Origin of the sequence: uncultured Salinibacterium sp., assembly GCF_963974405.1 — a bacterium.
Lineage (GTDB): Bacteria > Actinomycetota > Actinomycetes > Actinomycetales > Microbacteriaceae > Rhodoglobus.
This window is the reverse complement of the sequence record NZ_CAXBBH010000001.1, coordinates 1,416,593-1,431,880: the sequence shown is the minus strand read 5'-3', so window position 1 is coordinate 1,431,880 and position 15,288 is coordinate 1,416,593. Positions and strand designations below refer to the sequence as shown.

13 protein-coding genes and 1 tRNA gene are annotated in these 15,288 nt (G+C 59.2%); all 14 read right to left on the bottom strand.

Annotated elements, in window-relative coordinates; genetic code table 11:
• Positions 1 to 17: 17 nt before the first annotated feature.
• Positions 18 to 323 carry an AzlD domain-containing protein gene (locus AACZ26_RS07085; RefSeq protein ID WP_339620260.1) on the bottom strand — a complete coding sequence of 102 codons (306 nt, stop codon included), beginning with the start codon at positions 321 to 323 and terminating at the stop codon, positions 18 to 20.
• A complete protein-coding gene (locus AACZ26_RS07080; protein ID WP_339620258.1) occupies positions 320 to 1,066 on the bottom strand; it encodes an AzlC family ABC transporter permease in 747 nt (248 codons plus the stop codon). Before AACZ26_RS07080 ends, AACZ26_RS07085 begins: the two co-directional genes overlap by 4 nt.
• Positions 1,063 to 1,728 (bottom strand): response regulator transcription factor, encoded by a 666-nt coding sequence (locus tag AACZ26_RS07075; protein ID WP_339620256.1) that lies wholly within the window; start codon positions 1,726 to 1,728, stop codon positions 1,063 to 1,065. Before AACZ26_RS07075 ends, AACZ26_RS07080 begins: the two co-directional genes overlap by 4 nt.
• Positions 1,725 to 3,029 (bottom strand): sensor histidine kinase, encoded by a 1,305-nt coding sequence (locus AACZ26_RS07070; protein ID WP_339620254.1) that lies wholly within the window; start codon positions 3,027 to 3,029, stop codon positions 1,725 to 1,727. The genes AACZ26_RS07075 and AACZ26_RS07070 overlap by 4 nt, the downstream gene beginning before the upstream one ends.
• Before the next feature lie 205 nt (positions 3,030 to 3,234).
• A tRNA-Asn gene (locus tag AACZ26_RS07065) sits at positions 3,235 to 3,307 on the bottom strand.
• A 51-nt stretch (positions 3,308 to 3,358) separates the two neighbouring features.
• On the bottom strand, positions 3,359 to 4,381 hold the full coding sequence (locus AACZ26_RS07060) for a beta-propeller fold lactonase family protein (RefSeq protein ID WP_339620252.1): 1,023 nt from the start codon (positions 4,379 to 4,381) through the stop codon (positions 3,359 to 3,361).
• Positions 4,368 to 5,189: an ABC transporter ATP-binding protein gene (locus AACZ26_RS07055; protein ID WP_339620250.1), complete on the bottom strand. Its 822-nt coding sequence runs from the start codon at positions 5,187 to 5,189 to the stop codon at positions 4,368 to 4,370. Before AACZ26_RS07055 ends, AACZ26_RS07060 begins: the two co-directional genes overlap by 14 nt.
• Position 5,190: 1 nt before the next feature.
• Positions 5,191 to 6,870, bottom strand: a complete 1,680-nt coding sequence (locus AACZ26_RS07050; RefSeq protein WP_339620248.1) for an ABC transporter ATP-binding protein — start codon at positions 6,868 to 6,870, stop codon at positions 5,191 to 5,193.
• Positions 6,867 to 7,895: an ABC transporter permease gene (locus tag AACZ26_RS07045; protein ID WP_339620246.1), complete on the bottom strand. Its 1,029-nt coding sequence runs from the start codon at positions 7,893 to 7,895 to the stop codon at positions 6,867 to 6,869. Before AACZ26_RS07045 ends, AACZ26_RS07050 begins: the two co-directional genes overlap by 4 nt.
• 2 nt (positions 7,896 to 7,897) lie before the next feature.
• Positions 7,898 to 8,992: an ABC transporter permease gene (locus AACZ26_RS07040; RefSeq protein ID WP_339620244.1), complete on the bottom strand. Its 1,095-nt coding sequence runs from the start codon at positions 8,990 to 8,992 to the stop codon at positions 7,898 to 7,900.
• A 108-nt stretch (positions 8,993 to 9,100) separates the two neighbouring features.
• Positions 9,101 to 10,723 carry an ABC transporter substrate-binding protein gene (locus AACZ26_RS07035; RefSeq protein WP_339620242.1) on the bottom strand — a complete coding sequence of 541 codons (1,623 nt, stop codon included), beginning with the start codon at positions 10,721 to 10,723 and terminating at the stop codon, positions 9,101 to 9,103.
• Between the two features lie 160 nt (positions 10,724 to 10,883).
• Entirely contained in the window at positions 10,884 to 12,809 is a 1,926-nt protein-coding gene (dnaG, locus tag AACZ26_RS07030) for a DNA primase (RefSeq protein ID WP_339620240.1), read from the bottom strand.
• A 32-nt stretch (positions 12,810 to 12,841) separates the two neighbouring features.
• Complete coding sequence (locus AACZ26_RS07025; RefSeq protein ID WP_339620238.1) at positions 12,842 to 14,086, bottom strand: deoxyguanosinetriphosphate triphosphohydrolase; 1,245 nt, start codon at positions 14,084 to 14,086, stop codon at positions 12,842 to 12,844.
• On the bottom strand, positions 14,076 to 15,236 hold the full coding sequence (gene dusB / locus AACZ26_RS07020; protein ID WP_339620648.1) for a tRNA dihydrouridine synthase DusB: 1,161 nt from the start codon (positions 15,234 to 15,236) through the stop codon (positions 14,076 to 14,078). Before dusB ends, AACZ26_RS07025 begins: the two co-directional genes overlap by 11 nt.
• Positions 15,237 to 15,288 lie beyond the last annotated feature (52 nt).

Here is a 15,288-nt window from a genome sequence, read left to right as displayed (position 1 = left end):
GCCAAGCGCGCTGCTCTCTAGGTGAGCGCGCGAATTCCGGCCGCGACGAGAGCCGCCGCAATAATCACCAGAATGAACGGCACCCGCAGCGCGAAGAGCACGGCAGCGACGGCGACAGCCGGGAGCCGGGCATCCACGTCGAAACCGCGCGCTGAACCGAACGTTTGCACGACGATGAGCGCCGCCAATAGTGACACCGTAAGCAGGTTGGCGAGTCGTGCCGCGGTGGGCTTTTCGGCCCAGGCCGCCGGAACCGTGAACCCCACCAGTTTGAGGGCTAGCACCGCAATCGAGGCGATGAGGATGATGTGCCAGACAGTCATCGCTCCCCCATCGGATCGGGTTCGGCCTCAGCAAGGTCACTCTCGCGAGTGCCCAACCAGTTGGTGAGCCCAACGACAACAGCCACAAGAGTTGCGGCCAGCACGGGAACTCCCGCTGGAAGCACAGGCATGAGTAGCGCGGCAACGACTGCGGCGCCGATCGCGACGACAATCGGTTGAAGTTGCTTCAATCGTGGCCATAACAAGCCGAGAAAGGCGGCTGCGGCTGCGGCATCGAGTCCGTACTGACTCACATCGCCGAGCTGATCACCGATTAACGCTCCTACGAGCGTCGTGAGGTTCCAGCCGATGTAGATGATCGCGCCCGTCCACCAGAAGCCCGCACGCTGGCCCTCCAGCGTCGGTTGAGCCGTGGAGACCGCGGTCGTCTCATCGATCGTCCAGTGACCAGCCAGCAGTCGCTTGGGCACGCCCGGACCGATCATTGGCGCAACGCGCAGCGCGTACAGCGAGTTTCGGGCGCCCAGCAACACCGCACTGGCAATGGCAGCGCCGCCGGCCGCCGTTCCGCCAGTGGCGAGCACCCCCACGAGCGCGAACTGCGAACCGCCAGAAAACATGAGAAGGCTGAGCACACACGTCTGCCAGACATCCAGTCCGGCAGCCACAGCAAGCGCGCCAAACGAAACCCCGTAGGCGGCAACCGCGAGGCCGACCGCAAAGCTTGAGCGGATGGCCGCAGAAACTTCAGGAGATCGTGCCGGCCGCTTAGCCCCGGTCACACCGCCCGCCCGAGTGACACCAAACCAGTTTCATAGGCGATAACAACGAGCTGTACGCGATCACGCGCCGTGAGCTTTGACATGATGCGCGAGACATGAGTTTTGGCCGTGAGCGGGCTCAAGAACAGTTTGGTGCCGATCTCGGAGTTCGTGAGGCCCTGGCCCACCAGCGCAAGTACTTCGCGTTCGCGATCAGTGATTGCCGACAGAATGCTGTCGTCGACGGCCACTTGAGAGCCTCGAGCAAACTGCTCGAGCAACCGTTTTGTGACACCGGGGCTCAAGAGAGCATCTCCCGACGCGACGACACGCACCGCGCGAATCAACTCAATGGGCTCGGTGTCTTTCACGAGGAAACCACTCGCCCCTGCGCGGATCGCGCGCGCAACGTACTCGTCCAGCTCAAAGGTGGTGACGACAACAATGCGCGTGTCGACGAGGTCAGGGTAGGTCGCGATCTGCTCGGTTGCCCACAAACCGTCACCTTCGGGCATCCGGATATCCATCAACACGACATCGGGGCGTTCACACCGCACAACCTCAATAACCTCGGTACCGGTTGCCGCTTCGCCAACGACCTCGATGCCATCTTCGGCGTTCAGTAGACTGCGGAATCCAGCTCGGATCAACTGCTGGTCATCAGCGACCACAACACGGATCATGCGGATGCCGAACGATGCGGAATTCGAGCCGTGACGACAGTGCCGCGAGACTCAGCTTCGCGCACGGTCACTGTTCCGCCGAGAAGTTCAGCCCTCTCCCGCATTCCCAACAATCCTCGGCCCTCCGTATGCCCCTCAGCGTCGATGCCGACACCATCATCCGTAATGATAACGAGATAATCGTCACCATCAACGACAAGCGACACGGTCGCGGATGTTGCGGAGGCATGCCGCAGAACGTTGGTGAGCGACTCCTGAACGATTCTGTAAAGCGCTAGCTGGACAGCGGAAGCAGTGTGCTCGGAGATAGTGCACGTCAGTTCTAGAGCGAGACCATGCGCCCGCACGGAATCGGCAAGGCTCGCCAGTCGAGACAGATCAGGCTCTGGGATCAAGGGGGCAACATCCCCGTTTCCTCCGCTGGAATCAGCACCATCGCTACGCAACATGCCCAGAAGCGAGCGCACTTCATCGAGCGCTTCTTTGCTCGAAAGCTTGATGCTCGCGAGAGCTTCCTCAGCCTGCTCAGGTTGCTTGTGCATGAGGTGGAGGCCAACACCTGCCTGCACGTTTATTTGGCTGAGCGAGTGAGCAAGAACGTCATGCAACTCGCGCGCAATCCGTGTTCGCTCGGCCCTCAATTCTTCCTCTCGACGAGTGGCAAACGCTGCCTGAAAATGCACGATCTGTTCTCGTCTACGGCGATGTGCTTCGGCGAACCCAAGAACCAATAGCAATCCGATAGTGGTCGCAACCACTCGGTGCGGATCCAACTCAATACCGACGAGCAATGCCAACAGCAGCGTCGCTTCCCACACCACAATCATCGACACCCACGTCCACGTGCGAGCGCCGTGAGAGATCGCCATCACGATGGCGAACGCCAAGGCAATGTACGGCGCTGACAGCATGGCGTAGCCAAGGAGAAAATCCGCAGCGGCTAGAGCAGAAATGACCGCGATGAGGGGGCCGGGGTAGCGACGGATCCACAGCAAGAGAACCGGACCAACAATCGAAAGCGCTATGGCGGCGACACCTGCCGCACCGATGCTGCTCAGGCTAAGAACCGTGCTGAACGGCAGGTTTCTGGCACCATCGCCGTACGCAGCGTAGGCGCCTGCACCGATGACCCCCACGACCGTAAGGGGAACTTGAACGAGTAGCGAAACAACCACCGGCATCCACCGGCGCAGGCGTCTCGATCGAGAAGACAGCGCCGCACCCGAGCCTGAGCCGTTCACGAGCGCTTCGAACATACGGTTCGATGCGCGCGGTGTTGAGCGACGGAAGGGCAGAGGCATTCTTTGATGGTAGTTGGCAGTGCCCACGGTGTCGTCAGCTGGGAGGCGCAGCGTGAGCTACTCCCCGCGGAGTACTACACGAAGCTACTCAGGCTATTGCCGGTGCAGCAGCGCCCTGGGCGAGCACCGCTGTATCCGAGAGATGCTGAGTCGCTCGTCCGGAATGCACAAAGTCCCGGCCACCGAAGTGACCGGGACTCATAAGCTCCTCGACTTGGACTCGAACCAAGAACCTACGCATTAACAGTGCGTTGCTCTGCCAATTGAGCTATCGAGGATCGCTGTGCGACTCGACTACTTTAGCAAATGATTTCGCAGTTCAAAAACCATCAGGCGATTCGAGCAAGGTATGTCGGCGATGGAATCCGCGTAGGGGCAGCAATTAGCTGAGGAATTCCATTCTCATCGATTCTAAAACTCGCGATCTCATTCGACAGCTGGTTGCAGACATGCAGGATGCCGCTGTCAAGAATGATGTGCCGCGGCCAGTTGCCTTCACACGACACCGCCGTGAGCGGCGCAACGCTGCGACCATCGTCGGCGATCGCGAGAACGGCAATCAGGTTGCTGTGACGCACGCCAACATACGCGTGGCGGGAGTCATCCGAGATCGCAATCGCAGCCGCTTGATCTCCCTCTGTCGCGCCCGGCAGGGAGATGGAGCATAGCTGGTGAAGTTGGCGGTTCTTCCACTCGAAAACGAGGACGCCGCATCCGAGTTCTCCGAGCACATAAAACAGGTTGTCTTCACGAGCAACGATATCGCGAGGACCGAAGCCTGCCGGCAACACGACCTCATCGACCTGTTCGAGCGCGTGATCGGCGTAGCCAAAAATGCGGATGCGGTCGGCACCCAAATCGAGCGACAAGAGGGTGTGCTCATCGACGAAAATTGAGGAGTGTGCGTGGGGGCCTTCTTGCTGAGGCCGTGGCCCCAGACCGGTCGTTTCAACCATCTGGCGCATGGTGACGTCGCTTGAGGTGGCATCTACTTCGATGACGCCAAGCGTGCCGGTGCCGTAGTTGGCGGCAATAACCGTGGTGCCCATTACCGTCACGTGACAGGGATACTGGCCGCCGCTTGAGACCAGAGTTGGCTCGCTGAGCGAGTCACCGTCGCGGTCGAACACCGCAATCTGCCCCGAGCCTTCAAGCGTTGAGTACACTTTGTCGCCTTCCACCGCCACGAACGAGGGCGATGGCACGGCCGCCGCGAGGTGGGAAAGTTCAAGAGAACCATCATCCCGGCTTCTCATGACCGAGACGCCTTCGGCCCCTCCATCCATGTCGGGGCCATAGCCGCCCACGAGCCAGGTAGAAGCTGCGACAGGCGTCACTTCAGGAATTGTCACGATGGAGCTCCATAATCGAGTCGGCTAGCCCCCTCACGTAGGGATGCCAAGGGTTGTCGAGAACCGTATCCAGTTCACCAATCCCGACCAAGATTCCGCGGTGCATTACCGCGACATTCGTCGACACTCGGCGAACCGCCGCGAGATCCGCAGTGACGAGCAGCGCCGAGAATGAGCGTTGCGCTTGCAGATCGACGATGAGGTCGAGGATGGCGGCGCGCACATTGACGTCGATACCTGCAGTCGGATCGTCTGCAACAAGCAACTGCGGCTCAAGAATCATGGCGCGGGCAATAGCGACGCGCTGACGCTGACCCTTGCTCAACTCGAACGGGTAGCGGTTCATCACGGAAAGGGGCAAGCGAACCGTGTCGATCAGTGTCGCTACGGCTTCGGCAGCTTCGCGCTGATTGAATCTGCGATCGCGCACAAAAATCGGCTCAGCGATGTTCTCCCCGACCGTCAGTCGACCGTTGAGCTCATTGCCCGCATCTTGCGGCAGATACCCCACCCGCAAGCTCAGTCGATCGCGCTTGCGCCGGCTTACGTTACGAAGTTCTGTGCCCAGCACAGTGAGCTCTCCCCCGCTGAACAGCGGCGAACCATAGGCACCGGTCTCCGCGTGAAGAGCGACAGCCTTGGCGAGAGTGCTCTTTCCCGAGCCACTCTCGCCAACGACAGTCAGCACTTCTCCCGCACCAATCTCAAAACTCAGTCCGTTAACGGCGACCGAGCGTGTTTCTGGATTGCGGGACGGGTAGCGCAGCGAAAGATCGCGGGCGCTCACCGTGGTCTGAGTAGAAGTCACCTCAATAATCTACGTCAGTCAACGCTCGCAGCGCTTCCCGGCGTTCCCTCTGCTCACGCGGGTCGGGTACCGGCAGCGATGCCAAGAGACGTTGAGTGTACGGATGTTGCGGGTTACCGAGCACTTCGGAACCCACCCCCTCTTCCACTAGCTTTCCCTTATAGAGCACCGCGATGCGATCGGAAAGCATGTCGACTACAGCAAGATCGTGGCTGATGAAGAGCGCAGCAAAACCGAGATCCCGCTGTAAATCAGCAAAGAGCTCAAGCACCTTTGACTGAACGGACACATCGAGAGCACTGGTGGGCTCATCCGCAATCAACAAACGGGGGCGGAGCGCCAAAGAACGCGCGAGACTTGCTCGCTGACGCTGCCCGCCACTCAATTCGTGCGGATAACGGTCTCCGAAAGCGCGCGGCAACTGAACGGCCTCCAGGAGCTCATTGACACGCTCGCGCGCATCATCGGCATCCTCGGCTTTGCCATGAACAATAAGCGGCTCAGCAACGCACTGCGCGATTGTGAGCAGTGGGTTGAAACTCGATGCGGGATCTTGAAAGACAAAACCGATCTCACTGCGCACCGGACGAAAATTGCGCTCTTTGAACCCGAGCATTTCGTGCCCGAGCACCGAGAGTGAGCCGCCCGTGATCTTGTTGAGACCACCAATTGCCCGACCAATCGTGGTCTTACCCGAACCGCTCTCCCCCACGAGGCCCAGCACTTCACCGGGCGAAATGCTGAAACTCACACGGTCAACAGCACGGAAAGGAGCACGCCCGAATCGACCGGGGAACTCAATCTCGAGGTTCTCGGCGATCACGATAGCGTCGGCATTTGTCTTACCACCAGCTTCGGCTCGATCGGCAACGCGGGCGGCCGCACGGGAAGCCCCGGAACCAATCCGCGGAACTGCTGCGAGGAGTTTCTGGGTGTAAGGGTGCTGTGCGGCATCAAACAGTTGCTGTGCCGGCGCCTCCTCCACCAGCTTGCCCTGGTACATTACGGCGACTCGATCGGAGAGATCCGCCACGATTCCCATGTTGTGAGTGATCAGGATGATCGCGGCGCCGAACTCGTCGCGGCAGCGACGCAACAGATCCAAGATTTCTGCCTGCACCGTGACGTCGAGGGCTGTCGTCGGTTCATCCGCAACGATCAACTCGGGTTCTAATACGAGAGCCATCGCGATAACAACACGCTGCTTCTGACCGCCCGAGAATTGATGCGGGTAGTAGTCAACCCGCTTATCCGGCTCGGGGATACCAACCTTGCGCAGAATCTCAATCGCCTTCGCACGAGCTTCGCGCTTGCTCACATTGCCGTGGGCGCGAAGTCCTTCCGCGATCTGCCAACCGACCGTGAACACAGGGTTCAGCGCGGTCGAGGGTTCTTGAAAAACCATTGCGACATCGACACCGCGCAGCTCGCGCAGCCGCTTGCCCGACATGCCGATGACTTCCTTGTTGTTGAGCACAATGGCACCGCGCGAGACAGCCGTCTCGGGCAACAGCCCGAGAACAGACTTCGCCGTCACACTCTTGCCACTGCCGCTCTCACCCACTATCGCGAGAACCTCGCCGGGAGCCAGACTCAGCGTCACATCATCTACTGCTTTGACGTCGCCGCCATCAGTCGCAAACGTGACTTCAAGATTTGTAATCTCAACAATGTTGCTCATGAGCGAGCCTCCAGCGGGTCAATCGGATTCGCATCGTCGTCAGCGTCAACTGTCGAGAGAGCGGCGGTTTCGAGAACCGGCGCAGACTGGTCGGCGCGACGACGAGTGCGCAGTCGTGGATCAGCGAGGTCGTTCAGCGACTCCCCCACCAGAGTGATTCCGAGCACAACAAGAACAATCGCGAGGCCGGGGAACAGTGACGTCCACCAGATGCCGCTCGTCACATCCGAGATCGATTTATTGAGGTCGTAGCCCCACTCCGCCGCGGCAGAAGGCTCAATGCCGAAGCCGAGGAAGCCCAAACCTGCCAGGGTCAAGATCGCCTCAGAGCTGTTGAGAGTGAAGATCAACGGGAGTGTGCGCGTCGCGTTGCGAAACACATGGCGAAACATGATTCGCGGCGTGCTCGATCCAATAACCTTCGCCGACTCGACGTAGGCCTCCGACTTGATTCGCACCGTTTCGGCACGGATGACCCTGAAGTACTGCGGAATGTAGACGACCGTGATCGACACCGCCGCAGCAAAAACGCCACCCCAGAAACTCGACTGACCACCACTGATCGCAATCGCCGCGACGATGGCAAGCAGGAGGGTCGGGAACGCGTACACCGCATCGGAGATAACCACGAGAACGCGGTCAATCCAACTGCCGAGGTAACCCGAAACGAGACCGAGCAACACTCCAGCGAAAATCGACAGCGCGACCGCGACAACAATGACAAGCACGGCCGTGCGGGAGCCCCAGATTACGCGCGAAAGTACGTCGTAGCCACCAACAGTCGTTCCGAGGATGTGCGCACCCCCGGGAGGGACTTGCGCACCAAAAGTGCCGGCGTCATCCCGCAATTGCGAGAAGCCATACGGAGCGAGCAGCGGAGCAAACAGCGCCGTCAGCAAGAAGATTCCGGTCAAGATCAGACCAGCAACGAGCATTCCGCGCTGGAGCCCTACCGACTGGCGTACCTGCCGCACGATGGGCAACTTGCGCCACACAGCCACAAAGCGTGAGGGTGTCGTCGTCATGATTAGTACCTCACCCTCGGGTCGATGATCGCCGCAACTATGTCGACGATGAAGTTTGTAAGTGCCACAATTACCGCAAGCAGCACCACAATGCCCTGAACTGCAACAAAGTCACGTGCACCCAAATACTCGACGAGCTTGAAGCCAAGCCCCTTCCACTCGAAAGTCGTTTCGGTCAGCACCGCACCTCCGAGCAGAAGCGCGATCTGCAAGCCGATGACCGTGATGATCGGGATCAGCGCGGGCTTATAAGCGTGCTTGCGCACGAGACGGTATTCGCTCACGCCACGAGAGCGCGCAGCATCCACGTAGTCCATAGACAGGGTGCCAATGACGTTGGTGCGAACGAGACGCAAGAAGATTCCCGCAGTGAGCAACCCCAACGCCAGACCAGGAAGCACGGCGTGGGAAAGCACATCACCGATTGCCGCTGGGCTGCCAAGACGGAAAGCATCAATGAGATAGATGCCGGTCTTGTCATCGAGAGTGCTCAATTGCAGTTCAGTGCGAGTGGATGCTCGGCCGGCGACCGGCAGAACCTTCAGCCACACCGCGAAAACGAGCTTGAGGAGGAGCCCTGCGAAGAAAACGGGAGTCGCATACGCGAGGATCGCTGCAACACGAAGCACTGCATCCGGCCACTTATCGCGGAAGTAGGCGGCAACCATTCCGAGCGGGATACCGACAATGAGCGCGACGAGCACGGCATAAAACGCGAGCTCGAGCGTGGCGCTTCCGTACGTTACGAGCAGCTCAGAAACAGGACGTCCGTCGGTGATGGCTGTACCAAAGTTGCCCGTGAAAACTTGCCCTAGGTACTCAAAGTACTGAATCAGAATCGGACGGTCGTACCCAGCGGAGCTGATGCGCTCTTCAAGTTGCGCCGCCGTGAGCCTCCCACCAAGAGCAGCGGTGATGGGATCTCCGATTGAGCGCATCAACACGAACACCATCGTTACGAGGATGAACACGGTCGGGAAGATCAGAAGAAAACGAACTATAAGAAAACGAGCAAGAGGATTTGTGATCCCCCTCGAACGCCGGGTGGGCGGTTCTGACTGTGCCGGATTGATCACGGCGGGAGCGGACTGCGACATACCTACCTATCGTGCAGAGAACGAAGACGAGGAGGTGACCCACATTGTGTGTGGGCCACCCCCTTGCGTCATAACGCTAGGCCGAGGCCTAACTGGGGCGAATTGCCCCTATTTGGCCAAGCTGCCGTAGCGGAACTTGAACGAACCGTCGAGCGTAGCTCCCGTAACGTCCTTGCCCGTAACAGCGATCTGCGCTCCCTGAAGGAACGGAACGGTCGACAGCTCAGCTGCGACCTTCGCCTGAATTTCCTCGATCATTCCCTCACGCGTGGCAGGGTCGAGTTCGGTCGCCTGCGCAACGATCAAGTCGTTGACTTCAGCATCCGCATAGTGGTTTGCGAGGAAGTTGCCCTCACCGAAGAACGGGGTGAGGTAGTTATCAGCATCGGAATAGTCGGGGAACCAACCCAGCTGGTATGCCGGGTAAGCATCCGCGGTGCGCTCCTTGGCGTAGGTAACCCACTCAGTCGACTGCAGGTTGACTTCGAAGATTCCGTCAGCCTCGAGCTGGCTCTTGACCAACGCGTACTCGTCTCCCGAGGACTCACCGTAGTGGTCAGGGTTGTACTGAAGGTTGAGCTTGACGGGCGTCTCAACGCCGGCGTCAGCAAGACGCTTCTGTGCGGCCTCAGTGCTGGGGCCACCATCACCGTCACCGTACAGGTCCTTGAGTACCTGAGTAGCGCCGGTCAGTCCATCAGGAACGTAGGAGTACAGCGGCAGGTAGGTGCCCTTGTAAACCTGATCCGAGATTTCTTGGCGGTCAAGGAGGTCAGCAACTGCACCACGAACGGCGAGCGACTTCGCTTCATCAGCTTCCGGAGTCTTCGCACCAAATGGTTGCGTGTCGAAGTTGAAGACGATGTAGCGGATCTCTCCCCCGGGGCCGACGATGACATTGACGTTGTCGTTGTCTTCAAGGTCAGCAACATCGGTCGCAGAAAGGCTGCGGTGTGCGACGTCGATGTTTCCCTCTTGAACATCGAGCTTCAAGTTCGAAGCGTCGGTGTAGTACTTGAGAGTGATGCTGTCGGTCGCTGCGGCACCAAGGACACCCTGGTAGTCAGGATTAGCCTTGAACGAGACGATGTTGTTGAAGTCGTAGCTATCGATCACGTACTGGCCGGCAAAAGCATTTCCGTCGACGATAACGTCATCGGGAGTGACCGAATCGGCCGAGAACACTTCTTCGTCAACAATCGGTGCGGCCGGGCTCGACAGAATCTGCGCAAACGTCTGGTCGTTACCGTTCTTCAAGTTGAAGACGACAGTGGTGTCGTCGACAGCGTCAACGCTCTCGATGTTTCCCAGAAGAACTGCAGGCCCGTTCTCATCACTGATCGCGACTTGACGGTCGAAGCTGAACTTCACATCAGATGACGTGAGGTCGTTGCCGTTGGCAAATTTGAGACCAGACTTAAGAACGACCGTGTACTCATCGTCGCTGGTGTACTCAGCGGACTCTGCAATGTCAGGCTCAACATCAGAAGTTCCGAGCGGCGAGTTGAGCAGGAACGGGAACACCTGGTTCATGAGTGCAAAAGAACCGTTGTCGTACGAACCAGCCGGGTCGAGGAACGTGACTTTGTCAGTCGTGCCCACGATAAGCGACTCGGAACCGCCACCGCCGGAGTCTCCTCCAGCTTGGCAACCGGTCAGAGCGAGCGCGAACGCTGCTGAGCCGGCAACTACAGCAAGGACTCGCTTGCTGTTCTTGGATGCGGATGTCATATCCGTCTACCTCTTCCTCTTGCGTGCAGAAAATGCGACGGCGCGTTTGTAGGCGCCGCGCATCGTAGTTGTTCAGTAATAACACACGAGGAACCTTCGAGACTAGGTCGTTCACCCACGAACGAGGGATATTTACACGAACGCAACCAAACAGGCAGAACTAGGAGTCGTCGCGAAGCGCTCGACGCTCCGCCTCTATCCTCATGAGGTCACGCTGAGTCTGCACGTACCGCTCGGGATCGCTCTCGCGATCCATACGCTGAAGAACCCCAAGAAGCTCCCGTTTTTGTCTCAAGAAATCGCGCTCAATCAGGTCGGTCGTCACTTGAACGCAATAGACCGCGATGCGTTCCTCACGCTCCGGAATAGGTGCAACGCTGAGCTGTTTCACAAAAGTAGAAAAAGACGAAGGAACTTCGTCAGCCACGGCGGAAGCCCAACCAGGGTCTAGCGCCCGATCCGCGAGAGAAGCGATCGCGTCGCGCACCACCGCGAGCGAGGGCTCAGCAATAGAAATCTGCGTAAGTTTGCCGATGAGTTCAGCACCAACGACATCCGGGTGCTGAAGCACCGCCATCAACGTGTCGCGCTCAAGGCGCGTAATAGCATCAACCTTCAAACTCATGATCGATGGTCCAGGCTGTGCTGGAGCTTCACCGAAGCCCTCAGGAGCCGCGTGCGCGTCTTGCGAAGGCCGGGACGATGAAGCGGACTGACTCTGCTGCGCCGGCGACGCAGGAGCCGCGGAGGGAGCCTGACGCTTCGCTTCGGTCACAGCACGCTGCACCTCGGTGGGCTCCATGCCGAGCCAGCCCGCGACGCTGCGCACATAGCCAATGCCCAGAGCCTGATCACGAATACCCGCAACTACCGGAGCGGCAGCACGCAAAGCTGCAACCCGGCCCTCGACGGTCTCCAAATCGTGAACGCCAAGCTCACGACGAATCTTGAACTCGAACATGGGCTTGCGAGTGCTAACGAGACGGCGCACAGCACCGTCCCCCTTCTTCAGCCGCAAATCACACGGGTCGAGACCGTCAGGCGCCACAGCAACGAAGGTCTGCGCGGCAAAGCGATGCTCCTCGGCAAACGCACGGTTGGCGGCCTTCTGGCCCGCCTCATCCGGGTCGAAGGTGAAAATCACTTCGCCAGTTGCTGTCGTGTCAGCGTTGTCGTAATCGCCGATCATGCGACGAACTATTTTGATGTGGTCAACGCCGAAAGCAGTGCCACACGTAGCGACCGCAGTCGTGACACCGGCCAAATGGCACGCCATGACGTCCGTGTAGCCCTCGACGACAACGATCTGCTTGCCGCGAGAGATGTCTTTCTTGGCAAGATCAAGCCCATAGAGCACCTGGCTCTTGTGATAAACCGGCGTTTCAGGGGTGTTGAGGTACTTCGGCCCCTTGTCGTCATCGAGAAGACGCCGAGCACCGAAGCCCAAGGTCTGACCCGTGACATCGCGGATCGGCCACACCAGTCGGCCTCGAAAACGGTCGTAATAGTCACCGCGCTCGCCTTTGCCGATGAGGCCAGCAACGACAAGTTCCTCAGAGGAATAGCCCAGTTTGTTGAGGTGCTTCATGAGCACGCCGCCACGGGGCGCGAAACCAATTCCGAATCGCTCTGCAGCGGACTGATCGAACCCTCGCTCGCCTAAGAAGCTGCGCCCGGGCGCTGCCTCTGGGGTCGCTAGCTGAGCCACAAAGAATTCGGATGCCGCTTGGTTTGCGGCCAAAATGCGGGCGCGGTTGCCGTGATCGGTTGCCGCTCCACCGTCTTCATAGTGAAGCTCGTAGCTAATGCGACCGGCTAATCGCTCAACAGCCTCAGAGAACGAGACGTGATCCATGCGCTGCAGGAAGGTATAGACGTCGCCGCCTTCACCGCAACCGAAGCAATGATAGAAACCGACCTGAGGCCGGACATGAAAGCTGGGGCTGCGCTCCTCATGAAAAGGACAGAGGCCCTTCATGGAACCGGAACCGGCGCTTTTGAGCGTGACGTAGTCGCCCACAATGTCGGCGAGGTTCGTGCGCGAACGCACCTCGTCGATATCGCTTCGTTTAATCAGACCAGCCACAATCGCAATTGTAGGCTGACCGGCTGACGACTCTAGCCAACCAGCCTTGTGTGCCAGGCAATCGCCGACTGATCCGTCAGGCTAGCTACTTGATCGACGACCGCTCGCTTGCGCTGGTGATCGTTCGCAGCAGAATTCCAGTCCGCTGTAAAACCAGAATCAAGATCGCGCGGGCCTGTCCAGAGCAATACGTCAGCAAGCTCCGTGAGCACATCGCGCTGCTGTTGATAAATCGGCCGGCGCGCATTCGTTGACATCACGAACGCCGCCACAATGCCCTTGAGCACGGCAATCTCCGCCTGAATCTCGTGCGGAACAATGAGGCTGCCACCGAAACGGGCGAGAGCATCCGTCGGGTGCGCTTCGCGGGTCGCCTGCACGGCAGCGCCCGCAAAACGACCGATCAATTGGCTCGTCAGGTTCTTCAAACGGCCGTGAGCCGCCCGGCTGCCATCCCACTGGTCGATCCACGGATCGAGCAAGTCGAGCCGATCGAAAGCAGCGATAAGTTCATCATGCGTAAACTCCCCACCAATCCACTCGAACATTGACTTCACGAGGTCGTCGTGATTGACGCGAGCCCCCAGGGCTGTCACGTCGATGAAGTCGCCGACGATGGCGTCCTCAAAGTCGTGCACCGAGTAGGCAATATCGTCCGAAAGATCCATCACTTGCGCTTCGATGCAGCGCTGACGATCCGGAGCACCCGCCCGCAACCACTCAAACGCTGCAGTGTCATCGTCAAAAAAGCCGTACTTGCTTCGACCACTCGGGTCAGGAATGCCCTGCGCGCTCGGCCACGGATACTTCGTGCTCGCATCCAAACTCGCGCGAGTGAGATTGAGTCCGTACGAGACTCCGTCGGGCCCAAAAACTTTCGGTTCGATACGGGTCAGTAGACGCAAAGTTTGAGCATTACCTTCGAAGCCGCCAATGTCGGCAGCCCACTCATTGAGCGCCCGCTCGCCATTGTGACCGAAAGGAGGATGCCCCAAGTCGTGGGACAGGCACGCCGTGTCTACGACATCCGGGTCAAGCCCCAGACTATCGGCCAGTTCGCGACCGACCTGAGCGACCTCAAGTGAATGAGTGAGTCGGTTGCGAGCAAAATCAGTGCCCATCGTGGGGCTCAACACTTGAGTCTTCGCAGCAAGTCGACGCAGCGCGCTCGAGTGCAATACTCGCGCTCGGTCGCGCGCGAAATCACTCCGACGACTCGAATGCTGCTCGGGAAGCCAACGCTCAGCGTCAGCTTCCGTGTAGCCCTTAGCCGCCACTGGTACTCAATTCTGCTTGGTTCAGCTCGGAACGGTGCGACTCTTGCAACTCACGGCTATCGAGCCACCCCTGGGGAAGCGTCGGCTTCTTCGGGCGACCCGCACGACCACGCTGGCCCTCGGCATCCACGCCGGGGTATTCCTGTGACCAATCGAGAGTACCGAGCAGTTCGTCCATGTGGTCGAGAGACTGCACAGCAGCCATCCCCGCACGCAATTCGCCACCGACCGAATAACCCTTGAAATACCAGGCGACATGCTTGCGGATGTCGCGGCACGCACGATCTTCTTCGCCGAAGAACTCGACGAGCAGTTCTGCATGGCGCTTGAACGCCGTGGCGACTTCACCGAGTGTCGGCTCTGCCTTAAGGGACTCACCCCGGAACGCTGCAGCGAGATCCCCGAACAGCCACGGCCGGCCGAGACACCCACGGCCGACAACGACACCATCGCAACCGGTCTCATCGACCATGCGCAACGCGTCTGCAGCACTCCAGATGTCGCCGTTGCCCAAAATCGGAGTATCGGTAATCGTGTTCTTAAGTTTCTCGATCGCCGACCAGTCAGCGTGACCCGAATAGAAGTCAGCAGCCGTGCGCGCGTGCAGAGCGATGCTCGCCACTCCGGCACCCGCGCCAACGCGTGCAGCCTCAAGGTAGGTCAAATGATCAGAGTCGATTCCCTTACGCATCTTGATCGTCAACGGAACATCACCGGCAGCCTTCACAGCGCCCTCGACGATGTCGCGGAACAAATCGATCTTCCACGGGAGCGCCGCTCCCCCACCCTTGCGAGTGACCTTCGGCACGGGGCATCCAAAGTTCAAGTCAATGTGATCGGCACGGTCTTCGGCCACCAGCATCGTGACGGCCTCACGCACAGTCTTCGGGTCGACGCCGTACAACTGAATACTGCGGGTCGTCTCCGACTCATGATGGGTAATAAGCCGCATACTTTCTGGGGTGCGCTCGACAAGAGCGCGACTCGTGATCATTTCGCTCACATACAAACCAGCGCCATATTCACGGCACAGTCGCCGAAAAGCGGTATTCGTGATGCCTGCCATGGGCGCCAAAACAACAGGCACGTCAAGGTCAAGGGTGCCAATTGACAGCTGTGGCGCGACACGCGGGGCGGAAGGGGCAAGAATAGTCACAGAACAATTGTCCCACGGCGAGACTGAACCGCCACCGCACAGACCG